Below are 26,964 nucleotides of genomic sequence, written 5' to 3'. Positions count from 1 at the left end.
GCCTACTGGATCTTGAATTCCAGCGGGTAGACAACGTTCCGGCGCTCAACCGCCTGACCGCGAACGATCTTCGGCGCAAACTCCACGCGCGACACGGCGCGTTCGGCTTCCGACTTGAAGACGCTGTCGGTGCAGGTTGCCACGATGTTGTACGGCTTGCCGCGGGTATCCACGTCAAAGCGCACATCGCAGCTGCCCGAGAGGCCCCGTTCGGCCGCACGTTGCGGGAACGAAGGCGTCGGCGGGCGGATCGGCTGCGCGTCACGGTCGGACACGGCAACCGGGTCGATCGCCAGCGAGTTCATCCGGCCAAGATCAAGGTTCTGCGGCACGCCGCCCTCGATCTTCGGAGTCGGCAGGTTGATGCTCGACTTCGTGGCGGACTGTTTCGGCGGCGGCGGCGGCTTCTGAGCCGCATCGATCTTCTTGGGCGGCGTCCGCGTACGGGTCCGGACCTCGGTATCCTGCTTCTGCGGCGTGATCGCCGCCAGGGTCCGGGTTTCACCTTCGGAAAGCTCGATCTCGTCGACCGAAATCAGCGAGTTCATCAACAGGAAGATCACCACCACGATCGGGATCGCGAGAACCACCCCGACCAGCAGACGCATGAAAGGATTATTGAACATGCCCGATCCTCCCTAACCCGACGTTTTCGCGGAGATATTGATGACGGTATCCCCATCAATCTTGTTGATGGCTTCCATTACGTCAACCATTACCTGCGCTTCAGCGTCCACATCGGTCTGAATCACCACCTCGCCCCGCGGATTGTCGAGGCGCATTTCCTTGAGCACGAAGCCGAGCTCATTCGGGTTGATGCGTTGCTTGTCGATATAGATGTCGCTGTTCTTGTCGATCGCGATGAGGATGGCGAGCGGCTTGACCGCTGCCTTGTTATCCACATCCGGACGGACAATCGGCACACCCGGTTCCTTGATGAACTGGGCCGTCACGATGAAGAAGATGAGCAGGATGAACACGACGTCCAGCATGGGCGTCAGGTTCACGTCATCCTCGGCGGCGCCCCCACCCGATGCCATGCGTTTTTTTCTGGCCATTGGGGTCTCCTAGGTCTGCGAAATGACGATGTTCACGCGCTCGCGGAAGCCCGCATTGTACGCTTCGTCACGGATCTTCACCACAATACCGCTACGGGTCTTGGGGTGAGCCTGAATGATAAGCGCACTTTGCGGATTTTCTGCGACTACGCGTTCGATGTTTGCACGCACCGAGCCGATATCCGTCGGGCGACCGTTCACAGTGATGAGATTGGACTCATCAATGAAGATCAGGATCGCCTGCTGGGTCTGCTGCTCCAGATTTTCAGGAGACGGCGGCGGCGGCGGCTCAAGGCCGATCGCCTCCTCGCGTGCAAAAGTCGACGTCACGATGAAGAAGATGAGGAGGATGAAGACGACGTCCAGCATGGGCGTCAGGTCGACATTGGCCTCCTCGGGAGGTCTTGCGGAACGTCCACGCATCAGCCGATCTCCATCTCATCTTCGACCGCCTGGACGGCCCGGTTCACGCGCCGGTCCATGCCGGATGTGAACAGGATGCCGGACAGGGAGGCCACCATGCCTGCCATGGTCGGGATCGTGGCGCGCGACACACCGGCCGACATGGCCTTCGCATCTGCACCGGAAGTGATGGCCATGATATCAAACACGGCCACCATGCCCGTCACTGTGCCCAGCAGGCCCAGCAATGGCGCAAGGGCCACCATTGCTTTCGTCAGCTGGACATTCGCCTCCGCCTTGGCGCGCACTTCGGAGACGAGCTTGTCGCGGATCCAGTGGGCGGGGACGGACTTGCGGTCCGCCCGCGCGCGCCACTCGGCGATCGCTTCAGCTGCCACCTGCTTGTGAGCAAAGCGGAAGTAAAACAGCCTTTCCAGGATCAGGGCCCACATCACGAATGTGGCAGCCATGATGACGATCAGAACGGGACCGCCACGATCAAGGAAGGCTTGTAGGTCTTGGAAACCCATATCGGGTTACTCCTCGAGCGCTCTGAGGGGCGGGCTTATGCCCGGCCCCCGTGGACGGATTCCATCTTCTCGGCGACGAGGCCAGCGGCCTGCTCGTCGAGGAGCTGCTGGTTGCCGCGGGCCATGGCCGAGACAACAGCGTGGATCAGAAGCAGCGGGATCGCCGCGACGAGACCGAACACCGTGGTCATGAGAGCGACCGAGATACCGCCAGCCATCAGCTTCGGATCGCCGGCACCGTAGATGGTGATGGCGGTGAAGGTGATGATCATACCGACGACCGTACCCAGAAGACCGAGCAGCGGGGCGACGGCAGCAAGCACCTTGATGATGTCGTTGAAGCGCTCGATGCGGGGGCTTTCGCGCAGGATCTGCTCGTCCAGCTTCAGCTCGAGGGTCTCGACGTCTGCATTGCGGTTGTTCTCGTAGACTTCGAACACGCGGGCCAGCGGGTTGCCGGTGCCGGCCTGGCGGGTTTTCGCCGTGCCGCGCATTGCGCCGCCCATGGTGAAGAGGGTGAAGATCTTGAACAGGCCGAGGAGGATACCGGCGACGGCCAGAGTGGCGATCACGGCACCGACTTCGCCGCCCTGTTTCAGACGGTCACCGAAGGTCGGCAGGTCGCCGAGGATACCGAAGAGGTTGCCTTTCGACGGATCGACCGGCGCGCGGACGATGTCGCCTTCACCGGCGCGGATCAGCGAAGCAATGCCGGACGAATAAGCGCCGCCGGGCTGTTTCGCGAAGACCTGCAGGAAGGTGTCAGAGCCCTGGCCACCGCGGACTTCGACGAAGTCGCGGCCATTGGTGGTGGCGGCGGTGAACACGCCGACGCGGATCAGTTCAGCTTCGCCGTTCGAGCCATCAGCCCCGATGCCGTTGACGGTCGCGGTGAAGGTCTTGACTTCGGACTGGGCGATCATTTCCTGCAGCATCGCCTTGGGCAGACGCTCCAGCTGGGCGCGGGTCGGCAGGACGCGGGCTTCCGCGATCTCGGCGATGGCTTCGACGCGGTCTTTATAGTCGAAGTTGGCGATCGAGTTGGCGATTTCCGGCATCGTGGCGCCGGCGGCCGAACGGAACTGGCCAAGCAGTTCCTGGAAGTCGCCGGCCTGAGCCGAAACTTCGGCTTCCAGAGCGCCGAGCTGGGCCTCGTTGGCGTCGAACTCGCGGCTGAGGGCAGCAGCGCGGCCTTCAGCAGCGTTGAGCGCCGCGCGGCCTTCGGCCATGCGGGCAGCCTGGCTGGCGGTGTCCTGCTGGAACTCGCGCAGACGGGCCTGATCAGCGGCAGACATCTGCTCGGAGTCGCGGCGGACCGCAGCGAGCACTTCGGAGAGGGTCTGAGCGACGGCCGGGGGCGCCATCGTGGCAGCAGTTGCCGCAACGAGGACAGAAACACCCAGAGCCTTCAGAGAGGATTTGAACTTGAACATGTTTTGAAAACCTTTGTGTCTGACGGTTCGGGCCGTTTACTGGACCGAGAACTTCTGGACCGGGGCGAACAGAACGACCTGCTGAGCCTTGCCCTGAGCGACGCGGATGGCGCGCTGGATTTCCGGCACATAGCTGTTGGGCAGGTTGACCCACTCACCCGTGGCGCGGTCAAAGCGGGCAGCCTTGCCGTTCGGCGTCAGATAGACATACGAAACGCGGCCATAGAGGAACATGTCCACCGTGGTCGGGTTGCCGTTGATGGTGATCTCTTCCTGCCAGGTGTCGATCGTGCGGCCATATTCCATCTCAGCCTGGTAGGCTTCCATGATCAGGCGGTACTGTTCGGAGGCGGTGACGTTCGGGCTGCGCATCACGCCGTCCAGCGCTTCAAGGCGGGCGTTACGCTCTTCCATCTTGAAAGGCAGGTCGGCGGCGACAAACAGCTTCAGGTCTTCGATCATGCCGAGCAGCATGGGGACGGTCTGCGCGGTGATGTCGTCGATCGAGCCGAGCTGCTGGGTAAGCGAGGCAATCTCTTCCCGCTGGCTCTGCACGACAAGTTCCTGCTGCTTTGCAAACAGCTCGGCGGCGTCGCGACGCTGCAGGAGCGTGCGATACTCACGAACCATATCCGAACGTTGATCATCCAGCTGGTTGATCTGGTCCTGGATCTGTTCGGCTCTCCGGGTCGCTTGCTCGCCCGTGTTCAGCGCCTCGCGGAATTGGGCCTGGGCTGGAATGGCCAGCCCGGCGATCAGCGCGGCAGCAATCACGCTGCGAGCGGGTGAAAGAAGTTTCTTCATGAGGTTAGCCTCTCAACTCTCCAAACAAACGGTGACGCACCCTCTCCGGGGCGCGTAAATCCTGGTTGCGGGCGAGCCTGCTTACGAGGCCGTCCCGATCTTATGCCGGCTCACACACACAGAGCCGCAAAGTAAACCCGGAAGTGGATGGGAGAATTCAAACCCAATCACCTCCCCTGCATGGTAACGGGACGCTGTCCGCCCTCTATTCTTGTCTGATAGACCCAGCGGCATTCTGCTGCAGAGCGCCGAAAGGCCTTAGCTGTGAACCCTGACGGTAACAATCCTCTAATTTCGGATCAATCAGGCTTTACGATTCCTTAGAAAATATCCTGACCACATTGTAACGCAACCAGCCCCGCGCAGTTGGTTTTTCCGCCGCCACTCAAAGCACCGGCAGGCCCCCTCTAGCGACCGAACATGACAAGTTTACGTGCGCTGGCATGTCAGATGCAGCTTATTGCGGCAGCCTTGCCGCATAAGGCGGCACATCGCCGGTGCGTATCGGGCGCACCTGCATCAAACGCAGGGCGTGGACAGGCGAGGCTCACCCGGCCGAGGCAATATATATAGTATGCGGGCAAGAGAGTGGCTGGGGTGCTAGGATTCGAACCTAGGGTGGCGGTACCAAAAACCGCTGCCTTACCACTTGGCGACACCCCAACAGTGGAAGCGCCAGATAGCCAACCTTTATTGCGCTGGCAACACCCGCTTCCAGCGTTTTGCACACGGATTTCATCTGAAGGCCTGCGGCAAGCGCCCGCAGCAGAGCAGGTCTTTACATTTTATCGATTATCAACAATATCATTCCAGAACCCGTTTGCGCACTCCGCGCGCCCTCAAGGAAGGCCTCCCGGAAATGAAAACTTTTCTGCTGTCCATGGCAGGCGCCTTCACGGCGATGATCCTGTTCATCGTCCTAGGCTTCTTTTTTCTGTTCACGCTCATCGGCATGGCGGTCAGCGCCAAGCCCCCCCACCCGGACAATATTGTCCTGACGCTGGACCTCAACGCCAACTATCCCGATCAGGCACCCTCTGGCGGATTTGCAGCCCTTTCCGGCACGCCGGGCTTCATCGACCTGCTGCTGAAGCTGAAAGAGGCCGAAGCCGACAAGTCGGTGAAAGGCATCTACATTCGCGGCGCCGATATGGGCTTTGGCACGAGCCGCGCTGAAGAACTGCGCCAGGCGCTGAAAAGCTTCCAGGGGTCGGGCAAGTTCGTCATCGCCCATTCGCAGGGCATGTTCGGCGCGAGCGGCCCCTCCGCCTTCCACTCCATCGCCGCCGCCGATGAAATCTGGATGCAGCCGGGCACCGACCTGATGGTCACCGGCGTCGTGTTCGAGACCGAATTCTACAAGGGCCTGTTCGACAAGATCGCGCTCGAGCCGCAGATCTATCCCTTCTACGAATACAAGAACGCGCCCAACTCATATAATGAGACGAGCTATACCGGCCCCCACCGCGAAGCGATGGAAGCCCTGGCCAATTCCATCTGGGCCACCGCGCTGGGCGACATCGCGGCTGATCGCGGGATGGAAGCCGCGCAGCTGCGCGCGATTCTGGAGAGCGGCCCGAAGACGGCTGAAAACGCGCTCGACCTCAAGCTGATCGACAAGCTCGGCTGGCCGGAAGACGCCGAGGAAGCCGCCAGGGAACGCGCCGGCGGCGACAAGGCCGAGCTGATCGACCTGGTCACCTATACTTCGCCGGCCAAGTATAACAGCAAGGCCCCGCTGATCGCCGTGGTCGGGGGCGAAGGCCCCATCGTGACCGGCGGCGCTTCGGGCGGCTCGCTGTTCTCTGATCCGCCGGCCTTCGCCTCGGACGTGATCGCCCGCGCCATTCTCGACGCGGCGGAAGATGACGATGTGAAGGCCATCGTTTTCCGGGTCGACAGCCCCGGAGGCTCGCCGACGGCATCCGACCAGATCTGGCGCGCCGTGGAGCGGGCCCAGGAAGCGGGCAAGCCGGTCGTTGTCTCGATGGGCAGCCTGGCAGCCTCGGGCGGCTATTATGTCTCCACCGGCGCCGATGCGATCCTCGCCAACCGCGCCACCCTGACCGGCTCGATCGGCATCTTCGGCGGCAAGCTCGCCATTGATGGCACCTTCAACAAGATCGGCGTCACCTTCGACACCGTGACCGTTGGCGGCGATTTTGCCTCGGCCTGGGGCACCGCGCCCTTCACGGAAACCCAGGAAGCCGAAGTGAAAGCCAGCCTGAAGCGCGGCTATGACCGGTTCCTCACCCATGTCGGCGAAGGCCGCGGCATGACCTATGACCAGGTGCATGAAGTGGCCCGTGGCCGCGTCTGGACCGGGGAAGCGGCCCTGCAGCAGGGTCTGGTTGACGAGATCGGCACCTTCATGGACGCCATCGAGAAGGCCAAATCGCTGGCCGGCATCGAGGCAGATGTGAAACCGCGCCTTGCCTTCTACCCCTATCGCAAGAGCGGCTTTGAAGCCCTTGAAGACCTGTTCGGCGTTTCGGCAGAAACCGCCCGCGCCGCCGCCGTGATCAGCACCATCGCTGGCGACGCGCGCACCCAGGCGCTGCTGGAAGAACTGGCCACCGCAGAAGCCATGAATTCCGGTCAGGCCATGGCCATCAGCCCGCGCATCCGCGAACGCTGATCGCCCGCCTGCAATTGACCTGACGCGCACCCTCGCCAAACTGGCGGGGGTGTTGCACTTCAGGGGCAAGTGATGGCTAGGATGCGCCCGGTTTGATGTGAGATGAGACGGACATGAAAATCCTCGTAACCGGCGCGGCCGGCTTTATCGGGAGCGAGATGGCGCTGCGGCTACTGAAAGAAGGCCACAGCGTGACCGGCGTGGACTGTTTCACCCCCTATTACGACCCGCAACTGAAGGAAGACCGCGTGGCGCGCCTGACCGCGTTCGAGGGGTTCCAGCTGGAGCGTATCCGCATCGAGGACAGCCAGGCACTCGAAGCGGTGTTCCGGCGCGACATGCCGGACATGGTGGTGCATTTTGCGGCGCAGGCGGGCGTGCGCTACAGCCTCGACCATCCGCGCGATTATATCGACGCGAATATTGTCGGCTCGTTCAATGTCATCGAATTTGCCCGCCGCTACAGCACGCAGCATCTGGTGCTAGCCTCGACCAGCTCGGCCTATGGCGCGAACCAGAAGTTTCCGTTCGAGGAGCGCGATTCTGCGCCCTACCCGCTGACCATCTATGCGGCGACCAAGCTTGCGAGCGAGCTGATCGCGCACAGCCATTCGCATCTCTATGGCGTGCCGACGACCGTTCTGCGCTTTTTCAGCGTGTATGGCCCCTGGGGCCGGCCGGACATGGCCTTCTATCTGTTCACGGACAGGATCTTCAAGGGCCAGCCGATTGACGTGTTCAATCATGGCGACCTGTTGCGCGACTTTACCTATATCGATGATCTGGTGGAGGCCATCCGCCGTCTGATGGATGTTCCCCCGCAACTCGGCAATCACCTCATAAGGGGGGATTCGCTCTCGCCGGTGGCGCCCTATCGCCTGGTGAATATCGGCAATGCCAATCCGGTGCGCCTGATGGACTATATCGAGGCCATCGAGCAGGCCATCGGCCGCACGGCGGAAAAGAACATGATCGACATGCAGCCGGGCGATGTGAAGCAGACCTTTGCCGATGTGCGCCTGCTGGAGGCGCTGACAGGGTATACGCCGGATACCGATTACCGCGAAGGGATTGCGCGCTTCGTTGACTGGTACCGGGGCTATTACAACCCGGCCTGAAGGCCCGCGCGGGCCGCCGCCTCACGGAAATCTTCCGGCACCGGCGCTTCGAGCGCCAGCGTTCCGCCATCGGGATGGGGCACTTCCAGGCGGGCGGCATGCAGCATCACCCGCCGGCCGGTGGCCTGCCCTTCGCCATAGAGGCCGTCGCCGAGGATGGGGCAGCCAAGCGACATCAGATGCACCCGGATCTGGTGCATGCGGCCGGTTTCCGGGGAAAGCTGCATCAAGGCCTGATCGCCATTGCGGGCGAGGATTTTCCACCCCGTCCGCGCGCTCTGGGCGCCCTTGCGGCCTTCGCGGGCGAGGATCATGCGCGGGCGCCCGCCTTCCTCGACCTTGACGAGGGATGCCTCGATCACGCCATGCTCCGCCTGCGGAATTTTTCCCTTTACCAGCGCCAGATAGGTTTTCTGCGTATCGCGGCCGGCGAAGGCAGCCGACAGGAATGCGGCGGCCGGCTGGGTGCGCCCGGCAATGATGACGCCGGAGGTGCCAAGGTCCAGCCGGTGGACAAGGCGCGGGCGCTTGCCGTTGGATTTGGCAAACGCCCAGAGCAGATCATCAAGCGACTGGCCCACCCCGCCCCCGCCCTGCGAAGCCATGCCGGACGGCTTGTTGAACGCCAGCACGGCAGCGTCCTCATGGATCAGCAGGCTCCGCGCCAGCGCGGCCGCTTCGGCGCTGAGCGCGGGGATGTCACGGTTGCGGGTCATGCAAAATCTTCCATGAGACGCTCTATCATCTTTTCCGACATGTCACAGCGCAGGCCATTCTCATAGGCATATGGCAGGTAGATCACCGCCATCGACAGGGCCCAGCCGGCCCCGCGCAGCCACTGCGCCTCGCTGACGCCCATTGACTGGCGGAAAACCTCCCGCGCGGCGGGGTCAAACATTGCCCAGGCGCTGAGAAGGTCGCAGGCGCCATCGCCGACACCGCACAGGCCCCAGTCGATGATGCCGGAAATGTGGCCATCTGTGACCAGAACATTTCCGGGATGCACATCGCCATGCAGCCAGACAGGGGCAGAGTTTGCGTCTGCACCAAGAGCCTGGGACCAGAGCCGGGCCGCCCATCCGGTATCGACATTCGGCAATCGGGCAAGGGCTGTCTCGAATTGCGGTGTCCGGGCCGCGAGGGGCGCGCCGCGCCAGTTATTGTCTGCGCCAAACTGGAACGCTTCATCGGGCGGAACACTGCGCAGGAAGGCGTAAAAATCCGCGAGGTGTCTGGCCGCTTCCGGCGGGTCGCGGAGCGCGCTGTCTTCGAGGGGCGCGCCGGGCAGCCAGCTCAACACGGACCATGTATGGGGATATATCTCACTGGGCGTGCCGAGGCGGTAGACCTGGGGCACGGGGAGCGGCGCGCCCGCAAAATGCGGCAGGGTGCCCGTCTCGCGTCTTGCGGTTCGTACAGCCCACGGAACTTTTGGAAAGCGGGCACAGAGATCATCGCCGATGCGGAAAATATGATTGTCCGTGCCTCGGGTGGGCTGATGGCAAATGTCCCTGCCCGCGAGTTCGGGAAACTGGCGCTGGATCAACTGTTCGGCGGCCTGGGGATCAAGAGGGATGGGAGCGGTGGTCTCAGTCATCTCGCCGCGCGCTCTGGACGCAGCTTCAGGTGTTGCAGGCCCTCACCTCCCATTGCTGCGCAATGGGCCCCTCCTCTCCCGGAGGGAGAGGGGTTGGGAAACCGCCGCAGGCACAACGCCAGCCCCCTCTCCCGCGAAGTGGGAGAGGAGGGGTTCGCGCTCGCAGAGCGTGGGAGGTGAGGGCTGCGGCGCCTGAAGCTTTTACCCATCCCCGCGCCTCCGGCGCATCTCCGCGAAGCGGGCGAGCTGTTCGGCGATGGGCTTTTCGCGGCCTGCCCCCTTGGGCGTGTAGAATTGCTGGCGGCCCATGGCGTCCGGGAAATAGTCCTGGCCGGAGAAGCCTTCCTCCGTATCGTGATCATAGACATAGCCGGAGCCATAGCCCTGATCCTTCATCATCGCGGTGGGCGCGTTGAGGATGTGTTTGGGGGGCATCAGGCTGCCGGTTTCGGCGGCGGCGCGGCGGGCGGCCTTGTAGGCAACATAGGCGGCGTTGGATTTGGGCGCGGTAGCAAGATGGATGACGGCGTGGGCGAGCATCAGTTCGCCTTCGGGCGAGCCGAGGCGTTCATAGGCGCGGGCGGCCTCGCCGCAGATCATCAGGGCGGTGGGATCGGCGAGGCCAATATCCTCGCTCGCCATGCGGATGAGGCGGCGGGCGATGAAGAGGGGGTCTTCGCCCCCTTCCAGCATGCGGGCAAACCAGTAGAGCGCCGCATCCGGGTCTGATCCGCGCACGGATTTGTGCAGGGCGGAGATGAGGTTGTAATGTTCTTCCCGGTCCTTGTCATAAGCGGCGGCACGTTTCTGCAGGCCGGTGGCGATTTCCTCGAGGCTGAGGAGGCCCGGCTCGCCGCGCATGGCGTAGGCCTGCTCGACCAGATTGAGCAGGTAGCGCCCGTCGCCATCGGCCATGCGGATCAGCGCTTCGCGTGCCTCCGGCACGACCGGAATACGCCGGCGCATTTCCTGCTCGGCGCGGGTCATCAGCTCGCGCATGTCCCCGTCTTCCAGCCGCTTCAGAACCATCACCTGGCAGCGGGAGAGGAGCGCGCCGTTCAGCTCGAAGCTGGGATTCTCGGTGGTGGCGCCGATCAGCGTGACCGTGCCGCTCTCCACGAAAGGCAGGAAGCCATCCTGCTGGGCGCGGTTGAAGCGGTGGATCTCGTCCACGAACAGAAGCGTGCCCTTGCCGATTCGGCGGCGGGCCTCGGCCTTCTCGAAGGCGGCGCGCAGATCCTTGACGCCGGAGAAGATGGCCGAGAGGGCCTCAAATTCCAGATCGGTTTCCTGGGCGAGCAGGCGGGCGATCGTCGTCTTGCCGACGCCGGGCGGGCCCCAGAGAATCATCGAGACGAGGCGGCCGTTGCGCAGCATGGCGCCGATGGGGCCCTCCGGGCCAATCAGATGCCCCTGCCCGACGACTTCGGACAGCTTCTTCGGGCGCAACCTGTCCGCCAGCGGGCGGGGCGCGGTGTCATCAAGGCCGGCGGCGGAGAATAGATCGCTCATGTATAGGTTCTAGGACTTTGGGCACGGCGTGGTAAGATGGGGACTGGGAGGAAATATAAAATGACCCTGACTGTTACCCCATCCGATATGGCCTGCGGCGCGCAGGTGCGCGGGGTGGATCTTTCGCAGCCGATCCCTGCCAGCCTTGCTGCCGAAATCCGCGAGCTGTGGCTGGAGCACCAGGTCATCTGTTTCCCTGATCAGCAGCTGAGCGATGATGATCTGGAACGCTTTACCCTCGCCTTCGGGCCGTTCGGGGATGACCCGTTCATTGCGCCGATACCGGGGCGCAAGCATATCATCGCGGTGAAGCGGGCGGCGGATGAAACCTCGCCGATCTTTGCCGAAAGCTGGCATTCGGACTGGAGCTTTCAGGAGAAGCCGCCGCAGGGCACCTGCCTTTATGGCATCACCATTCCGCCTGTTGGCGGCGATACCCTCTTCACCAACCAGTACAAGGCGCTGGCCGAAATGCCGGAGGATCTGCGCCGCCGGATCGAGGGCAAGAAGGCCATCCATTCGGCAAAGAATGCCTATTCGCCCAAGGGCATGTATGGCGCGGGCGACAAGGGCCGCAGCATGGACATCCGCCCTTCGGACCAGGCAGAGGCAACCCACGCCCACCCTTTCATCCGTGTACATCCGGAAACGGGCTGCGAGAGCCTGTTTGGCTGCGCGGGCTATATTGTCGGCGTGGAAGGCATGGACGAGGCGGAAGGCTGGGATCTCGTGTCGGAGGTTTACCGCTGGCAGACGCGGCCCGAATTCCAGTATCGCCACCGCTGGCAGAAGGGCATGCTGCTGATGTGGGACAATCGCTGCACGCTGCACATGGCCACTGGCGGCTATGCCGGGCATGACCGGCTGCTGCACCGCACGACGATCGGGGCGGCGTAACCGTCAGCGCTCACCCAGAACAGTCGCCGCATCGACGAGTTCGATATCGCTTATCATGGCGAGATAGGCATCGAACCATGGCTTGTGCGCCGAGCCGACGATCACAAGCACACGCCCTCCCGGCGCCTGGGCCATCGCCTCGCGAATATGAGCCACCTGCCGCAGATTGCGGGCCTCCCATTCGGCCATGCGCACACGGCCGGCATGGCCTGGTGAGGGCCGGTCGATCAGCAGTGCCCATTGCAGCGCAACGTCGAGCTGGCCAGCCTCCGGCGAATTGAGGTAGCGATAGGTGTCCAGCGCTTCCTCCGGTGTCCGAAGCCGGTCTGCCGCATGGATCAGCGGCTGGTATTCAGGCATTTCAAGAATGGCGCCGATGTTCTGAGCTTCAAAGAACTCGCTCAATTGCGGAATGATGGGATAGACCAGATCATCACTGTGATGATCATCTACCGGATAGACGCGCTCGAGACCGAGGCGTTCGGCGAGCCTTGCCCCGATCAGATGGCTTTCATTCCGGCGCGTATCGTATTCGCCGAAGAAGGCGGCGAGTTCCGGCGAAATTCCGTCCGCAGCGACCCGCTCCGCTTCCGGCAGACGCCACCACTGGACAAGGGCGGAATGCGCATCGCCCGAGGCGGCAAAGAGCGCGGCCAGATGGCGCCGCTGCGCAGGTGCCGGCGCATCTGGCCATTCTGCGAGCGCCCGGCGCACCTCTGCTTCCGCGGCCGGCAGGTCGAGACCAATTTGCCCGGCGGCGAGCGCGGCCCCCTTGAGCAGACGGGCACCGTAGTCATCGGCCGTCTCATGATAGATCGCCTCATAATCCTTGAGCGCGCGGATGCTCTCACCAGACAGGTTTTCGATCGCGATCACATCCGGCGCGAAGGCGGCAAGGCGCTGGAGCAGCGGCTCCAGAACGGCAGGATCGAAATCCTCCGGCGCGCCGGAAAGGTGGGGGGAGCCCAGCACCAGAAGCTGGGTCGGCGCGCCATGCAGGCGTTGTTGCAGGCTGCGCGGATCGAACGCTTCAGACGGGGCGCCGGCAAAAGCCGGAGCAATCAGCAACAGGGACGCGGCTGCAAGGGCCTGGACGAATTTCATGGCGATCTCCCGACTTGTCACAGACAGCAGATGCGGCGGGAACGCCATTTGGATGCACCCAGGCAGATATTTCTGAGGCGGGAAGCCCGGTGCGTCGCGATTGCAGCAGGAGAAAGGTCCTCAGACGGGCTAGCGCCCTTCGAGGGTGACGAAGGGTGCGCGCGCGCCGATAAAAGCTTGAAGCTGAGCTCTGGTGAGTTCAAGCCGCTCCAGCGCGTGCTGGCTCAGATGGTTTGAATCCGCATAGAACATTTCGCTACCCTGACCAAAGTAGCAATACTCCGCATCGCAGAGGTCCCGGTAAACTTCCAGATAGGCATTGCCCAGGCCTTGCCTGAAGGTTTCGTTCAGGGCCGCATATTCCGTGTGAAAAGAGAGCCAGTCCTTCCTTAAACGGCCTTCCAGTTCAGTTTCCTCCAGACGCCCAAACTTGATCAGTCTTGGAAGCTCGCTGGCGAGATCCTGGTATGGCACCGGCAAAGGCGAGAACAAGACCATCTCAATGCCTTCTCTCTTCAGCCTATCCCTCAGATCAAGGAATGCTGCCGGCAAATTCTCCTTGTCGGATTTCTGTCCGTATACGTCAACATAGTCGTTTCCATACCAGGTCGACGCAATCACAACCATTTTCACATCTGGGTCGGCCATTACAGCCTCCAGATTCCTTTCCGCATGGGCAAGGCAAACGGTGTCTATATTGATCGTTGTTGTCGGAAGGCAGGAATTGAGGGGCACGAGCAGGCCGCTCATCCCCTGCCCGGCAAGCACGTCACTCACCAGGGGGGCAAACATCTGCGCATGGGAATTGCCCAGGAGGACGATCTCCCGCCGAACCGCGCCATCCTGCCCGATCCTGCAGGCGCGGGACGCGCCGTACGGAATATAGGCGCTCGCGGGACACCGGAAATGCGTGCCGCCATTCTCGGCGAGCTTGGAGGCATTTGAAGGCGGGGTCAGTTTGATCACTGACAAAGTGATTGCAATTGAAAGCAATGCCATTGCGATGACCAGCGAAAGCGTTTGCCAGAAGGGAAGTTTGTAACGGAAAGGCGTTTCCACGAACCGGTAGGACAACCAGCCGAGCAGAACGCTGAGCAGAATACCCGCGAAGGCCATCAGGAAGCCTGGCGGCTCGACAAGAATATAGAGCATCACTGCCGCAATCGGCCAATGATAGAGATAGAGAGAATAGGATATCTTTCCTATCTCCCGCGGCACCGGCAGGGAAAACAGCCTGAAGGCAAGGTTTCTCTCATTTGCCGTACACAGAATGAAGAGAGCAGCGCCGCACGTCACGATGATGGTGTTGGCAACCAGCGACACCGGATAGAAGAAGCCGATCGCGAAAAGGGCAACCGCCAGGTAAGCGAGCAAGCCGTTCTGTGTGACCTTCTGGAAGCGGTTTGCGCCATGAACATAGGCGGCAATTGCGCCCAGACCAAACTCCCACGCCCGCGTCGGCAACAGGAAAAATGCCGGATTTTCACCACCGATCCGATTTAGATGGAACCAGAGCAGGAAGCTGCCTGCTGTCGCCAGGATTATTCCGCCACCGGCCGCGAAACTTACTCTTCGCCCCAGCAGCGCCAGAAGGAACAGGAAAGTCGGAAAGATGATGTAAAACTGTTCTTCAACGGACAGCGACCACATGTGCAGCAATGGCTTGATCTGGTCATTTCCTCCGAAATACCCGCCGTCGCGCCAGAAATACCAGTTGGCCCAGAAAGTCTGCGTGGCAATCAGGCTCTGAAGGAACTTCTTCAGATCCGCGACGAGATAGACCGCCGAGACGAGGACCGAGGTCGCCAGCAGAAAAACAAACAGTGCCGGGAACAGTCTTTTGATACGCCGCACATAGAAGTGCTGCAGATACCCGGCATAGGGCATCGACTGATTGTGCAGCAGATGCGCCGTGATGAGATATCCCGAAATGACGAAGAAGATGTCCACGCCGAGATAGCCAAATCCCAGATGGGCGGGATAGAAATGAAAGATCACAACGGAAATTACCGCCAGTGCACGCAAGCCATCAATTTCTGCGCGGTATTTCACGAGTCTCGACCCCAGCACGACAAATGCACGCAATGCCCGGAATGAGGCCAAGAGGGTGAAATCAACACCTTGCCGGCAGTAAATTCTGGTCCACCGTTACGGAAGTCGCTGCATCGCTCCGCACAGAAACATCCTGGATCCTGTCACAGGATATTCGGACCAGCGTTTACCTTGCCGTCCAGAAATTGTTGCTTACCCACCCCTGGCATAAATCCGCACACCCACCATCAGGTTGATATGAGCAAAGCCTTGCGAGTCAAGCCGACCCTGAAAACAAAACTATTTTTGGGGCGAAAGAGCCCGCAAAATGCCCGCAAACTCTCCCATAAAGAGAAAACTCACGGCAGGCTGAGGATGATTATGGTTAATCTGCCTGCTCATGAGCGGGGGAAGCAGAAGCGCCGCCCCAAGGGGTTCAAACGCGCATGCGCTGGCGGACGGCCACCGGGTGTGCGCGAGGCAGACGCCGGGCGCTTTCTTGCGGAACGCCAGTCCTGAGATCAGATCAGGTGCGGACTTTGCCGCGCACCACGCGGCCGTTGCGTTCGATCTCGATGTCCCATTCGCGGGTGTCCTGTTTCAGGACTTCCTGAATTTCCTTTACCGTCTTGGTCTGCTTTCCGTTCACGGAGCGGATGATGTCGCCGGGGCGGAAATAGTTGCGCGAGATGGTGCCGCGGGTGACGGAGTGGACATAGATGCCCGAGCCGCGCGTGAAGGGATCAAGGCCGTTTTCTTCGGCGAGGCGGGGCGAGAGCTCGATCACGCGGGCGCCGTTGAAGACAGAGCCATTGGTGAGGAGGACCACATCGGCCTCGGTGGCGCCCGGCGGGGGCTCAACCTTCACATTGATGGTCTGGTTTCTGCCGCCGCGCAGGACGGAGAGCTTGGCCAGCTCGCCCGGATTGCGGATGGCGGCGAGGAATTTCAGCCCCTTCTCATCGAACACTTCGCGGTCATCAATCGCGGTGACGAGATCGCCCCGACGCAGGCCGGCGCGCTCGGCCGGGCCGCCGGGATAAACTTCGGTGACCATCACGCCGACGGGGCGGGCGAGCCCCTGCGCCTTGGCGATGTCAAAGCTGACCGACTGGGCCGCCAGGCCAAGCCAGGGGCGCACGAAGGTGCCGCCATTGACGGCGGCATCCACCACGCGCTTGACCATCTCTGCCGGGATCGCAAAGCCGATGCCGACCGAGCCGCCCGAGCGAGAGAAGATCGCCGTGTTGACGCCGACAAGCTCGCCGCGCGTGTTGACGAGGGCGCCGCCGGAATTGCCGGGGTTCACCGCTGCATCCGTCTGGATGAAGAAGGAGTAGTCGTTGATGCCAACGTCTGTGCGGGCGGTGGCGGAGATGATGCCGTTGGTGACCGTCTGGCCGACGCCGAAGGGGTTGCCGATGGCGAGGACGAGATCGCCGACCTGGGTGTCGCGCGTATCGGCGAAAGGCAGCACCGGCAGGCGCTGGCCTTCAGTGTTGATGCGCAGCACGGCAAGGTCGGTGCGTTCGTCGCCCAGCAGCAGCTCGGCGGCATATTCGCGCCGGTCGCTGAGCACGACGCGGAAAGTGTCCGCGCCCTGGATGACGTGGTTGTTGGTGACGATGATGCCATCGGCGCCGACGATGACGCCCGAGCCGAGGGAGTTCTGCACCCGGCTTTGCGGGGCGACGCCAAACATCATCTGTTCCAGCGTCATGCCGCGCTGGGCGACATTCTTCTCGGTATAGACGTTGACGACAGCGGGCGAGGCCTGGCGCACGAGGGGCGCGAAGGTGAGGCTGATCTCGGCCGTCGAGGCGGGCACGCGCTCAGCCGGCGCGCCCTGCGCAAAGACGGGCATGATCACCATGGTCAAGGCCATGATCACGGCAAGGAAGGCGGCCGCCAGGAGCTTGGAAGCGTGTCGGGTCATGATCGTGAGATGGGTCATGATCATGGCTCTATTGCGGAGCGAATTATGGCGCAATCGCGCCGAGATGACATTTCAGACAGGTCATGCCGCCGCAGGCAAGCGCAGGCGCTGCCGGCGGCGGCATCGGCCGTTACAGCGCATCCTGCTGCGCCTGCCTCAGTTTCAGCTTTTCGAGATTGTCGGCATGGCTTTCGCGGCTGATCCGGTAGAAGCTGATGCAGATCAGCATCAGGGTCCAGGCGGTGAGCAGCGAGATGCCATAGCCCCAGCCGAGCATGCGAATCTCTTCCGGCGTGGCCGCGTCAACGCCCCCACCCTGGGAGAGACCGGCAACGGCCAGCACCATCGAGGCGGTGATCACCCCTGCCCCCTGCGACAGCTTCCGGATGAAGCTGATGCCGGCAAAGAAGATGCCTTCGGAGCGCCGGCCGGTCTGCAGCTCTGAATCTTCCACAATGTCGGCCACCATCGACCCGAGCAGCATCTGCGTGGCGATGATCAGCGACAGGTCGAAGATGGTGATCGAGATGATGATGAGGAAGAGTTCGGGCGAGCCATTGGGCGGCAGCAGGCCGAAGAGGCGGAGGAAAACGGGCAGCGGCGCGATGGTGAAGGCGAGGGCGCCGATGGTCATGGCGCCGCGCTTCTTGCCGAAGGTCTTGCCGACGATGGGCGCGATGATCAGCGCAAGGACCGCCGAGACATAGACCCCCATCGTGAGGTTGGCGATCTGGGTGTTGTCGAACTCCCAGAAGATCGTGTTGATGTACTGGTTGAGCGTCGCCGAGATGCCGGTGGCGATCAGGCCGCAGAGCGTGGCGATGAACAGCGCCCGGAAGGACGGGTTGGAGATCGTCTCGAAGATTTCGCCGAAGATCTTGCCCAGGGTGAGGTTGCGCGCCGGCGGGGCCGCCTTCAGGCGCGGAATGTGGCTGTGCGTGCCGAGCGCGCAGATGGCAACCGCCGTCAGGATACAGATGGCCGAGACCAGGCCGTACGTGTTCCAGCCCTCGACATTGAACACCCCGACCGGGATGTCCTCGGTCGGCACCAGCAGGAACCGGAACAGCAGGATCTGGATCGTCAGGCCGCCAAACCAGCCGAAGAAATAGCGCAGCGACATCAGCGAGGTGCGCTCGTCATAGTCGGAGGTCAGCTCGGCCGAGAGGGCGGAGCTGGGCACGTCATAGAAGGTGAAACTGATCCGCACAAGGATGGTGGTGGCCACCAGCCAGGGGAAAAGATCGTTGCCGGTCATCCCTTCTGGCGGGTTCCAGGTGAGGAAGTAGGTGATCGCCGTGGGGATCAGGGCGGCATACATGAAGGGATGGCGGCGGCCGAAGCGGGTGCGCATATTGTCGGACCAGTAGCCAACGACGGGATCTGACACCGCATCGATGATCAGCGCGATCAGAAGCGCGACGCCTACCAGGCCGGCATCCACGCCCATGATGTTGCTGTAGAAGAACAACAGCGCGTAATCGAAGCCGTTATTCTTGATGCCATCCGCCGCGCCGCCGATTCCAAACGACAAGCGCGTGAACAGGCCCGGCTTACCAGCCTGGGTAACCGCCATTCAATTCCTCCCGATGTAGTTGCGTGTTGCTTGGGCCGTTACAGGCCCAGCACCATCTTCGCTATGATATTGCGCTGGATCTCGTTGGACCCGGCGTAGATAGAAGTCTTCCGGTAGTTGAAATAGCTGGGCGCCGCGGTGAGCAGATGCTCCGGCGTCGGAGATTCGGCGTTCGTGCCGGGCTCTGCCAGGGCAAGCGTATCCTGCACGAAGGGGTTGCCATAAAGGCCGGCCGCCTCCAGCGCGAGTTCCGTGATTTCCTGCTGAACCTCGGAGCCCTGATATTTCAGCATCGAGCTTTCCGGGCCGACATTCTGCCCCGCCGACAGGGCCGAGAGAACGCGCTGCTCGGTGGCGTCAATCGCCTCGACGCGGATCTCGGTGCGCGCCAGCTTGCGGGCAAAATCAGGGTCGCGGAGAACCGGCACATCACCGGCCATTTCCTTGGACGCGATCTTGCGTACCTTGCGCAGCATGTTGCGCAGGCCGGAGGCATAGGCATTGCCCCGCTCGAATTCGAGCAGGTATTTGGCATAGGTCCAGCCCTTGTTCTCCTCGCCGATCAGGGCGTCCTTGATCTTGACGCGGACATTCTCGAAGAAGACCTGGTTGATCTCATGCTGGCCTTCGGCCGGGCCGTCGAGCGTGGGCAGCGGGCGGATGGTGATGCCCGGCAGCGTCATGGGGAAGACGATGAAGCTGATGCCTTCCTGCGGCTTGCCGCTCTTGTCGGTACGCACGAGGCAGAAGATCATGTCGGCCCATTGGGCCAGCGTCGTCCAGATCTTCGAGCCGTTGAGCACGTATTCATCGCCGTCGCGCACAGCGCTCATCTGCAGGCCGGCCAGGTCGGAGCCGGCGCCCGGCTCTGAATAGCCCTGGCACCACCAGACATCGGAGCTGAGGATTTTCGGAAGATGTTCCTTCTTCTGCGCCTCATTGCCGAAGGCCATGATGACAGGCGCCACCATGGAGACGCCGAAGGGGGCGACGTTGGGCGTGCCCGCGCCGGAAAGTTCGGCATGAAGGATATGGCGCTGCGTGGCGCTGAGGCCCGGCCCGCCATATTCCTTCGGCCAGTTGGGAGCGATCCACCCTTTGGAAGCCAGCTTCTTCTGCCAGGCCACCTGGCTTGCCTTGTCGACATAGCCATTCTTGGTGAGCGCCATTTTCGCGCGCAGCTCGGCATCGAAGTTTTCCGCGATCCAGTCGCGAACTTCCTGCTGGAATTTCTGGTCGGCCGGGGAAAGCGAAAGGTCCATGGGTGGAGGCTCCGGTTATTCTACGATGTCGTAATACTGGACGTCGGGCGCGCCGGCGAGGACAGCGCCGAGCTTGGGACCGGCGGCCTTGAAATATTCGGTCTGGCCATGGGATTTCAGCGCGTCGGCCGACGCATACTGTTCCATGAAGATATATTCGGTGGAGGAGCCCTTGGTCTTGTAGAGCTGGTAGGTGAGGCAGCCCGGCTCATTTGCCTTGACCTTGGCCATCAGATCCTTGGCGACCTGTTCAAACTCTGCCTGTTTGCCGTCCTGAATTTTCAGCTTTGCGACTACGCCAATCATCGTTTCCTCCGCGAATTATCGTTCTTCGCTACACTATGACGTCCGCGCCCGGCGGCAAGCCTATCCCGGCGTCAGCCCGCAAGGATTTGATCGGCCGGAGAGGCCCTCCGGGAGTTACAGAGAGATGGCGAATTTGTTATCTTTCTGTGCGTTGGGTGGAACGGGATTTGCTCTAATTTTCCCTGACCGCAACGATCAACCGGCAACGCACCGATGCTGACATCCATAAACACCGCAACTTTCAAGCCTGTAACTCTGGGCGTCGATCCGAGCTCGATCCTCGCCGTGATTCCGGCTTTCAATGAGGCGCGCCATATCGAGACATGCATTCGCACGCTGATGCGGGGCAGCCCCCTGCTCCGGCTCGTCCCGCTGACGGTCGCCGACGGAGGCAGCACGGACGAGACGGTCGCCATCGTGAAGCGTCTGATGGCGGAGTTCCCCAATTTGCGGCTGCTGGAAAACAAGAAGCGCCTGCAATCGGCAGCGATCAATCGGGCCGCCGCCGACCATGCCACCCCCGGCACGCGCTGGCTGATACGGTGCGATGCCCATTCGGCCTATCCGCCCAACTTCATCCTGCATGTCGCCGAAGCGCTGAAGCGCACCGGCGCCGCCTCTGTGGTGATCCCGATGGACGCGGTGGGCGAGACCTGTTTCGAAAAGGCCAACGCCTGGGTGGTCGACACGCTGATCGGCTCAGGCGGCTCAGCCCATCGCGGGGGGCGCAGGTCTCAATATGCCGATCATGGCCACCATGCCGGCTTTGACATTGTCTGGTTCCGCAGTGTGGGCGGCTATGACGAGGCCTTCTCCCATAATGAAGACGCCGAATATGATTACCGCGTCTGCAAGTCCGGCGGCCGGGTGTGGCTCGATGCGGATATCCGGATCGATTATACACCGCGCGGGTCGGTCCGCGCCCTGGCGCGGCAGTATTTCAACTATGGCAAAGGCCGGGCGCAAAACCTGCGCAAACACAAGGCCAGATTGAAACTGCGCCAGTCGGCGCCCATCTCTATGCTGGCACTCTGTCTGGCCGGCCTCGTGGTGGGCCTCTTTCAGTGGCAGGCACTTCTGTTGCCTGCAGGCTATCTCAGCGTGCTGGCTGGCGCCTCTGCGGCAATTGCCTTGAAGCACAAATCCGCCTGCGGCCTGCTTTCGGGCTTGGCTGCCGGCACAATGCATCTGGCCTGGGCGGCCGGATTTACTTGGGAAAGTGTTGCCGGGAAGCGGTAAAACTCACATCCGTTTTCTTGGTTTCACAAGGTTAATCGGATAGGTTGCCCGCTACCGGGGATAACTATGATGGCTTTGACCAGAGGAAAGCTTGCGGATGCCCTGAGGGCCCGTTTCGGCCAGCTTAGCCGCTCGGCGGACGCCGCGCGTCGCAATATCCTCTCCCAGTTCCGTGTGGTGCCGCGCGAAGACGATGTGCGCGCCGGCGGCGAAACGCGCAGCGCCCCGCCTGAAGTGCAGCGGATAACCCAGGCCCCCGAAGGCCTTTGCCTTTATGCCGTGGGCGATATCCACGGCCGGATGGACCTGTTGCTGCGCCTGGTGGAGCAGATCGATGCGGACGCCGCCGGGCTGCCCGAGGGGGTGAAACCCCAGATCATCTTCCTGGGAGATTATATCGACCGCGGCCTGCAATCGCGTGACGTGATCGAATATTTCACCAGTGGCGCGCTCGACCGGTACGATCCGGTTTTCCTGCTCGGAAACCATGAAGAGGCGCTGTTGCGCTTCCTTCAGGAGGTTAATTTCGGCACGCAATGGACCCGCTTTGGCGGCGGCGAAACTCTTTATTCCTATGGCTTCGCCCCGCCCAACAGCCGGGCCAGCCTCAACTCGCATGAAGAGATGGCCAAGGTCCGCGAGGCCTGGACAAAACTCTGGGAAGCTTTCCGCGAGCGGTTGCCGGAAAGCCATCTGAGCTTTTTCCAGTCGCTGAAGCCCTATCATGTGGCCGGCGACTATCTGTTCGTCCATGCCGGCCTGCGCCCTGGCCTCAGCCTGGACAAGCAGAGCCAGCGGGACATGCTGTGGATCCGCGAGGAGTTCCTCGACGACGCCCTGCCGTTCGATCACCTGATCGTTCACGGACACACGCCGGAAGACGCAATCTACAGGGACGACCGCAGGATTGGTCTTGATACCGGGGCTTTCCTCACTGGAAAGCTCTCTGCAGCGCGCCTTTTCGGCACAGATGTTGCTTTCATTAACACCTGAAATCTAGTGATTATGGCTTCCGGGACCCCGTCATCCCCGTGAACGAATTCAGGAGACCCTGCAGCATGCTGACGCTTCGCTCCTTTCTGGCCATCATGGCCCTCGCCCTTGGTCTGATGGTTTCCGCCTGTGGCACCACCGGCCCCACGGCCGGCGCGCGCGACGCCGACGTCACCACCCTGTCCCAGATCGCGACAGCCTATACGCTGGGTTCCAGCGACCGGCTGCGCGTGACCGTGTTCGGCCACCCCACCCTGTCGGGTGAGTTCGAGGTGGACGGCACCGGCGCCATCTCGATGCCGCTCATCGGCCAAATCGCCGCGCTCGGCCTCTCGACCCCCGATCTGGAGGGCGCCATCGCGACCAAGCTGGCCGATGGCTATGTGCTGGACCCGCGCGTGAGCGTGGAGGTGATCAACTATCGTCCTTATTATATCCTCGGCGAAGTCGGCCGCCCCGGCGAATATCCCTATACGAGCGGTCTGACGGTTCAGAACGCTGTTGCGGCTGCGGGCGGATTCTCCTATCGGGCGAACAAGCGCGTGGTCTATATCAAGAGCATGGATGCCAATCAGGAGATCGCCTATGACCTCACCCCGTCCACGGTGGTGAAGCCGGGCGATACAATTCGAATCGGTGAGCGGATTTTCTAAGTCCCGCTTCCTTCAACAGCCAGAACAGAAAGCGCCGCCCACTGCGGCGCTTTTTTTTGTGACTTGAGCGAATATGAGACAGCTCGTTGCGTTTCATTCATGTTTAACAAACGATAAACCATTGCCACTGCCCGCCCCGGCGGCAGACTGTGCCAATATTTGACGAATACTTCGCCTGACGGGAGAAAGTTTAAGAAAGCCCTTATTTCGCAAACGCGAAAGTGGTATACGAATTGCAAACGCCAATACATGAGCTCCGCGCGGCCCGGTCATATGGGGACTAAGGCTGAAAAGCAGTCGCGCGGATTAACAAGTGTAACGCGGCGTAGAGTACAAAGGGGACTACCAATGGAATTCCGGATCACCGACGCGACTGGCGGTGTCGAGGAGGACGGCTTTGTCATTAGCGAGCCGCGCCGGCCGAACCCGCGCAACTCGTTCACGGCGAAGCGCGCGCTCGATATCCTCGCTGCTTCGCTGGGCCTGATTTTTGTTGCTCCGCTGCTTCTGATCGTTGCGCTGATGGTGCGCCTTCAGGACGGTCAGGCAGCGATTTTCTCGCACACCCGTTACGGCCAGTATGGCCGCACGTTCAAATGCTACAAACTGCGCTCCATGGTGCCGGATGCGGCCGAGCGGCTGCAGGCGCTGCTGGACTCCAATCCGGAAGCCCGGCGCGAGTGGGAACTGACCCAGAAGCTGACGCATGATCCGCGCATCACGCCGCTGGGCCGCTTCATCCGCGCCACCTCGATCGACGAACTCCCCCAGCTCATCAACGTGCTGAAAGGAGACATGTCGCTCGTCGGTCCGCGTCCGATCTCGCTCTCGGAGCGCGGCAAATATGGCGAAAACTTCGCCGACTATTGCAGCGTCCGCCCCGGTATCACCGGCCTGTGGCAGATCAGCGGCCGCAGCAAGATCAGCTATCCGGAACGCGTCCGCATCGACACGTCCTATGCTCAGACACGCTCTTTCTGGGGCGATGTGATGATCATCCTCAAGACGATCCCGGCGGTCCTCAAGTCTGACGGCGCCTGGTAAACGGCACTAAGAGTAGAAAAACGGCTTGCTGGGGGCCGTTTTTTCTACTTCCTTGAAATTGATCTTGGGGGAACAGGCTCTTTGCGGAGCCTGTTTTTGAGCGGCCAATGTTCGTGGGTAGCTGGGTGAAATTGAGCGACGATACCGCCGCCCGGCTTGGCGCTGTGCTTGGGATAATCCTGATCGGGCTCCTGGCGGGCTCGGTTCTGACCGCGCCGGTTGTTGTGGTCGCCCCGGCTGTCGTCGTCCCGCATAACCCGCATGAAGAGGCCCACCTGCCTGTCGAACAGATCCCTGTTCCTGAGGGCTATCCGCCCATGGCGCCGGACGCGGCAGAGGGCGCCTCCTTCCTCCACAATTTCGGGGACGGACACGATCCCACCCGTTGGTACAAGGCCAACATGACCTACCCCTCGCCCCACCCCGCCTGGCTGGCGCGGCATATCCATTTTTTCGACGACCGGGTGGAGCTGGAACTGCGCCGGATGCGCGTGGGCAGCAAGAAGCTCGCCGGAGCCGAATATCAGCGGCGCGGCCTCTATTCCTTCGGGCGGATCGAAGTGGTGATGACGCCGGCGCCCGGCTCCGGCACGGTCAGCGCCCTCTTCACCCACACCTCCGAACAGTTCGGCGCCCAGCATGATGAGATCGACATCGAATTCCTCGGCAAGAACCTGAACATGGTTACCGGCAACTATTTCACGGATGGCGAGCCCTATCGCTATCTCGAGATGCCCCTGCCCTTCGATGCCAGCAAGGAAATCCATCTCTACGCCGTCGACTGGGAGCCGGACCGGATCCGCTGGTATGTCGACGGCCAGCTGATGCATACGGCCACGCAGGACGAGCACCCCATCCCGCAGAATCCCAGCCGCATCATCCTCCAGCTCTGGAGCGGGCAGGAAGAACAGTATCAGTGGCACGGCGAGCCCACCTTCGAGGATGGCACCCGCGCTGCCTATTACTGCCTCAGCTATCTGAAAGCGGGCGATACCGGGCCGCAATGTTCCGACACATTCGATCCGGTGGCCGCCAATGCCGGCCGCGCCGCGAACTGAGACCTTCCCGCAATGGCAACGCCCGGCATGGCAGAGTATGACGGGCCATGACCGGACTTGAACATTTCCTTCTGCCGGCCGGCCTGATTGCCGGTGTCCTGGGCGGGGCGGGCCTCGACGCTTTGGCCGTGAAATATGCCCGGAAGGCGGCGGCGCCCGGAGAAAAGGTGGCCGGGCCGCGCCCGGTGCTGGCCGGCATCGCCGGCGCGCTGGTAACCGTGGCAGGCATGCCGCTATTGCCGGAAAGCGCACTACTCCTCTGTTTTACAATATGTTTTGGCTGGTTGCTTCTGGCGCTCGCCCTGATTGATCTGCGCAGCTATCTGCTGCCTGACGGGCTCAACCTTGCCGTCTTCCTGCTGGGCGGCGTGATGGTCGCCCTCTTGCGGCCGGAGGCGTGGGCCTGGCATCTGGCCGGCGCGGCCGCCGGTTTTGGCCTGCTCTGGCTGGTCGAGATCACCTATCTGCGGCTGCGCGGCATTCACGGGCTTGGCCGCGGCGACACCAAACTGCTGGGCGCCATCGGCATGTGGACAGGGCTGACCGGAATTCCGCCTGTTCTGCTGATCGCCTCGCTCGCCGGGATCCTGGGCGTTGGCCTCCGCGCCGCTCTGAAGCGCCAGCCCCTGTCCCGCCAGACGATGATTGCCTTCGGGCCATGGATTGCGCTGGGTGGATATATCGTCTGGCTGTTTCCTCAGCTCCTGCCCGCCTGAGCAAAAAGAGGCATATCCCGCACGGGCGCGGCACCAGGCATCGCAAGAGATAGGAGACAAGAGGTCTGCTCAGGAGTGCCAAGCCCGTGGGCGCTCGCCTGGGAGCCCCGCGCGAGGCACTGGCGCACCGGAAGAAGCCCCAAAAAGGAAAAGCCCCCGATCTCCGCGAGGAAATCAGGGGCCTTTTTGGGTGCGGGAACAGGATTTGAACCTGTGACCTTCAGGTTATGAGCCTGACGAGCTACCGGACTGCTCCATCCCGCGTCAATTCTGTCTGTTCCCGAAGCATCGCTGCGCCTGAAACAAAAAACCGGCCCGCCGGTATGGCTGGGGCCGGCCCGGGCCACCTTGATCGATAAGATCGCGGTGGCTGACCGCCCGAAGGCGGCCATGGTGTAAGAGAAAGACATGTCTGCAAGAAATTACAATCGGCTTCTGGGCTCTGCAGACCCGGCAGCGACCTACTCTCCCACGCCTTAAGACGTAGTACCATCGGCGCAAGGGGGCTTAACGACGGAGTTCGGGATGGGATCCGGTGGGGACCCCCTGCCATTACCACCAGGTCGGCGGAAACCAGCTAGCGATTGTAAGAAACCAAAATGTCTTTGACTGAAACAGTGAAGTGAAAGTCTGAGCTTTCAACTACACATGAGTTTCAGGGATCAAGCCTATCGAGCAATTAGTATCAGTTAGCTTCATGCCTCGCGGCACTTCCACACCTGACCTATCGACGTCCTGGTCTTGGACGGCTCTCAGGGATACCTGGTTTTGAGGTTAGTTTCCCGCTTAGATGCTTTCAGCGGTTATCTAGTCCACACATAGCTACCCTGCAATGCGGCTGGCGCCACAACAGGTCCACCAGAGGTGTGTTCATCCCGGTCCTCTCGTACTAGGGACAAATCCTCTCAAGTATCCAACACCCACGGCAGATAGGGACCAAACTGTCTCGCGACGTTCTGAACCCAGCTCACGTACCACTTTAATCGGCGAACAGCCGAACCCTTGGGACCTTCTCCAGCCCCAGGATGTGATGAGCCGACATCGAGGTGCCAAACGA

The 26,964-nt window shown here is 61.8% G+C and carries 25 protein-coding genes, 2 tRNA genes and 2 rRNA genes; 10 read left to right on the top strand and 19 right to left on the bottom strand.

The window, feature by feature from the left end:
* Positions 1-2 precede the first annotated feature (2 nt).
* The 7 genes from C0456_RS16290 to C0456_RS16260 form a co-directional block, all read right to left on the bottom strand.
* The gene (locus C0456_RS16290; protein WP_291054254.1) at positions 3-626 is read right to left on the bottom strand and encodes a TonB family protein; all 624 of its coding nucleotides are present in this window, start codon (positions 624-626) and stop codon (positions 3-5) included.
* A 12-nt stretch (positions 627-638) separates the two neighbouring features.
* Positions 639-1,058, bottom strand: a complete 420-nt coding sequence (locus C0456_RS16285; RefSeq protein WP_291054252.1) for a biopolymer transporter ExbD — start codon at positions 1,056-1,058, stop codon at positions 639-641.
* 9 nt (positions 1,059-1,067) lie between these two features.
* Complete coding sequence (locus C0456_RS16280; protein WP_291054250.1) at positions 1,068-1,481, bottom strand: biopolymer transporter ExbD; 414 nt, start codon at positions 1,479-1,481, stop codon at positions 1,068-1,070.
* Positions 1,481-1,990 carry a MotA/TolQ/ExbB proton channel family protein gene (locus tag C0456_RS16275; RefSeq protein ID WP_291054248.1) on the bottom strand — a complete coding sequence of 170 codons (510 nt, stop codon included), beginning with the start codon at positions 1,988-1,990 and terminating at the stop codon, positions 1,481-1,483. Before C0456_RS16275 ends, C0456_RS16280 begins: the two co-directional genes overlap by 1 nt.
* Before the next feature lie 35 nt (positions 1,991-2,025).
* Positions 2,026-3,423 carry a MotA/TolQ/ExbB proton channel family protein gene (locus C0456_RS16270; protein ID WP_291054246.1) on the bottom strand — a complete coding sequence of 466 codons (1,398 nt, stop codon included), beginning with the start codon at positions 3,421-3,423 and terminating at the stop codon, positions 2,026-2,028.
* A 36-nt stretch (positions 3,424-3,459) separates the two neighbouring features.
* Positions 3,460-4,227 carry a DUF3450 domain-containing protein gene (locus C0456_RS16265; protein ID WP_291054243.1) on the bottom strand — a complete coding sequence of 256 codons (768 nt, stop codon included), beginning with the start codon at positions 4,225-4,227 and terminating at the stop codon, positions 3,460-3,462.
* 589 nt (positions 4,228-4,816) lie between these two features.
* A tRNA-Gln gene (locus C0456_RS16260) sits at positions 4,817-4,890 on the bottom strand.
* A 196-nt stretch (positions 4,891-5,086) separates the two neighbouring features.
* Between C0456_RS16260 and sppA the strand changes: the two genes are divergently transcribed.
* Both sppA and C0456_RS16250 read left to right on the top strand, forming a co-directional pair.
* Complete coding sequence (gene sppA, locus C0456_RS16255) at positions 5,087-6,865, top strand: signal peptide peptidase SppA (protein ID WP_291054241.1); 1,779 nt, start codon at positions 5,087-5,089, stop codon at positions 6,863-6,865.
* A 113-nt stretch (positions 6,866-6,978) separates the two neighbouring features.
* A complete protein-coding gene (locus tag C0456_RS16250) occupies positions 6,979-7,983 on the top strand; it encodes an NAD-dependent epimerase/dehydratase family protein (protein WP_291054239.1) in 1,005 nt (334 codons plus the stop codon).
* On the opposite strand, the gene C0456_RS16245 is transcribed toward C0456_RS16250, so the two are convergent.
* The 3 genes from C0456_RS16245 to C0456_RS16235 all read right to left on the bottom strand — a co-directional run bounded on the left by C0456_RS16245 (position 7,968) and on the right by C0456_RS16235 (position 11,092).
* A complete protein-coding gene (locus tag C0456_RS16245; RefSeq protein WP_291054237.1) occupies positions 7,968-8,699 on the bottom strand; it encodes an RluA family pseudouridine synthase in 732 nt (243 codons plus the stop codon). The two genes, C0456_RS16250 and C0456_RS16245, sit on opposite strands and share 16 nt — an antisense overlap.
* Entirely contained in the window at positions 8,696-9,580 is an 885-nt protein-coding gene (locus tag C0456_RS16240) for an aminoglycoside phosphotransferase family protein (RefSeq protein WP_291054235.1), read from the bottom strand. The genes C0456_RS16245 and C0456_RS16240 overlap by 4 nt, the downstream gene beginning before the upstream one ends.
* 201 nt (positions 9,581-9,781) lie before the next feature.
* Positions 9,782-11,092 carry a replication-associated recombination protein A gene (locus C0456_RS16235; protein WP_291054231.1) on the bottom strand — a complete coding sequence of 437 codons (1,311 nt, stop codon included), beginning with the start codon at positions 11,090-11,092 and terminating at the stop codon, positions 9,782-9,784.
* A 60-nt stretch (positions 11,093-11,152) separates the two neighbouring features.
* Here C0456_RS16235 and C0456_RS16230 point away from each other — a divergent pair, with 60 nt between their 5' ends.
* Positions 11,153-11,989 (top strand): TauD/TfdA family dioxygenase, encoded by an 837-nt coding sequence (locus tag C0456_RS16230; RefSeq protein WP_291054229.1) that lies wholly within the window; start codon positions 11,153-11,155, stop codon positions 11,987-11,989.
* Between the two features lie 3 nt (positions 11,990-11,992).
* On the opposite strand, the gene C0456_RS16225 is transcribed toward C0456_RS16230, so the two are convergent.
* Together C0456_RS16225 and C0456_RS16220 are read right to left on the bottom strand one after the other, a co-directional pair.
* Complete coding sequence (locus C0456_RS16225; RefSeq protein WP_291054227.1) at positions 11,993-13,093, bottom strand: DUF5694 domain-containing protein; 1,101 nt, start codon at positions 13,091-13,093, stop codon at positions 11,993-11,995.
* A gap of 129 nt (positions 13,094-13,222) precedes the next feature.
* A complete protein-coding gene (locus tag C0456_RS16220; protein WP_291054225.1) occupies positions 13,223-15,145 on the bottom strand; it encodes an acyltransferase family protein in 1,923 nt (640 codons plus the stop codon).
* Positions 15,146-15,382: 237 nt separating this feature from the next.
* Here C0456_RS16220 and C0456_RS16215 point away from each other — a divergent pair, with 237 nt between their 5' ends.
* Positions 15,383-15,643, top strand: a complete 261-nt coding sequence (locus C0456_RS16215; protein ID WP_291054223.1) for a hypothetical protein — start codon at positions 15,383-15,385, stop codon at positions 15,641-15,643.
* A 7-nt stretch (positions 15,644-15,650) separates the two neighbouring features.
* Here C0456_RS16215 and C0456_RS16210 read toward each other — a convergent pair whose 3' ends face one another.
* The 4 genes from C0456_RS16210 to C0456_RS16195 form a co-directional block, all read right to left on the bottom strand.
* Complete coding sequence (locus C0456_RS16210) at positions 15,651-17,084, bottom strand: Do family serine endopeptidase (protein WP_291054221.1); 1,434 nt, start codon at positions 17,082-17,084, stop codon at positions 15,651-15,653.
* A gap of 106 nt (positions 17,085-17,190) precedes the next feature.
* Positions 17,191-18,636 carry an MFS transporter gene (locus C0456_RS16205; RefSeq protein WP_291054219.1) on the bottom strand — a complete coding sequence of 482 codons (1,446 nt, stop codon included), beginning with the start codon at positions 18,634-18,636 and terminating at the stop codon, positions 17,191-17,193.
* A 38-nt stretch (positions 18,637-18,674) separates the two neighbouring features.
* On the bottom strand, positions 18,675-19,898 hold the full coding sequence (locus C0456_RS16200; protein ID WP_291054217.1) for an acyl-CoA dehydrogenase family protein: 1,224 nt from the start codon (positions 19,896-19,898) through the stop codon (positions 18,675-18,677).
* A 15-nt stretch (positions 19,899-19,913) separates the two neighbouring features.
* Entirely contained in the window at positions 19,914-20,204 is a 291-nt protein-coding gene (locus C0456_RS16195) for a putative quinol monooxygenase (protein ID WP_035599787.1), read from the bottom strand.
* A gap of 213 nt (positions 20,205-20,417) precedes the next feature.
* Between C0456_RS16195 and C0456_RS16190 the strand changes: the two genes are divergently transcribed.
* The 6 genes from C0456_RS16190 (at position 20,418) to C0456_RS16165 (ending at position 25,907) form a co-directional block, all read left to right on the top strand.
* A complete protein-coding gene (locus C0456_RS16190; RefSeq protein WP_291054215.1) occupies positions 20,418-21,443 on the top strand; it encodes a glycosyltransferase family 2 protein in 1,026 nt (341 codons plus the stop codon).
* Positions 21,444-21,512: 69 nt separating this feature from the next.
* Positions 21,513-22,436, top strand: coding sequence for a metallophosphoesterase family protein (locus C0456_RS16185; RefSeq protein WP_291054213.1), 924 nt, complete (start codon positions 21,513-21,515; stop codon positions 22,434-22,436).
* Positions 22,437-22,501: 65 nt separating this feature from the next.
* Positions 22,502-23,089, top strand: coding sequence for a polysaccharide biosynthesis/export family protein (locus C0456_RS16180; protein WP_291054211.1), 588 nt, complete (start codon positions 22,502-22,504; stop codon positions 23,087-23,089).
* A gap of 348 nt (positions 23,090-23,437) precedes the next feature.
* Positions 23,438-24,133 carry a sugar transferase gene (locus C0456_RS16175; protein ID WP_291054208.1) on the top strand — a complete coding sequence of 232 codons (696 nt, stop codon included), beginning with the start codon at positions 23,438-23,440 and terminating at the stop codon, positions 24,131-24,133.
* 131 nt (positions 24,134-24,264) lie between these two features.
* Positions 24,265-25,191: a family 16 glycosylhydrolase gene (locus C0456_RS16170; protein WP_291054207.1), complete on the top strand. Its 927-nt coding sequence runs from the start codon at positions 24,265-24,267 to the stop codon at positions 25,189-25,191.
* A 47-nt stretch (positions 25,192-25,238) separates the two neighbouring features.
* Positions 25,239-25,907 carry an A24 family peptidase gene (locus tag C0456_RS16165; RefSeq protein ID WP_291054205.1) on the top strand — a complete coding sequence of 223 codons (669 nt, stop codon included), beginning with the start codon at positions 25,239-25,241 and terminating at the stop codon, positions 25,905-25,907.
* 187 nt (positions 25,908-26,094) lie between these two features.
* Here C0456_RS16165 and C0456_RS16160 read toward each other — a convergent pair.
* The 3 genes from C0456_RS16160 to C0456_RS16150 form a co-directional block, all read right to left on the bottom strand.
* Positions 26,095-26,171 (bottom strand) — tRNA-Met (locus C0456_RS16160).
* A gap of 184 nt (positions 26,172-26,355) precedes the next feature.
* Positions 26,356-26,470 (bottom strand): 5S ribosomal RNA (gene rrf / locus C0456_RS16155).
* Between the two features lie 95 nt (positions 26,471-26,565).
* Positions 26,566-26,964 (bottom strand): 23S ribosomal RNA (locus tag C0456_RS16150); the annotation flags it as partial.

The sequence above is a fragment of the Hyphomonas sp. genome (genome assembly GCF_013823385.1).
In the GTDB taxonomy this organism is placed as follows: domain Bacteria; phylum Pseudomonadota; class Alphaproteobacteria; order Caulobacterales; family Hyphomonadaceae; genus Hyphomonas.
This window is presented reverse-complemented; position numbering and strand designations above follow the sequence as displayed.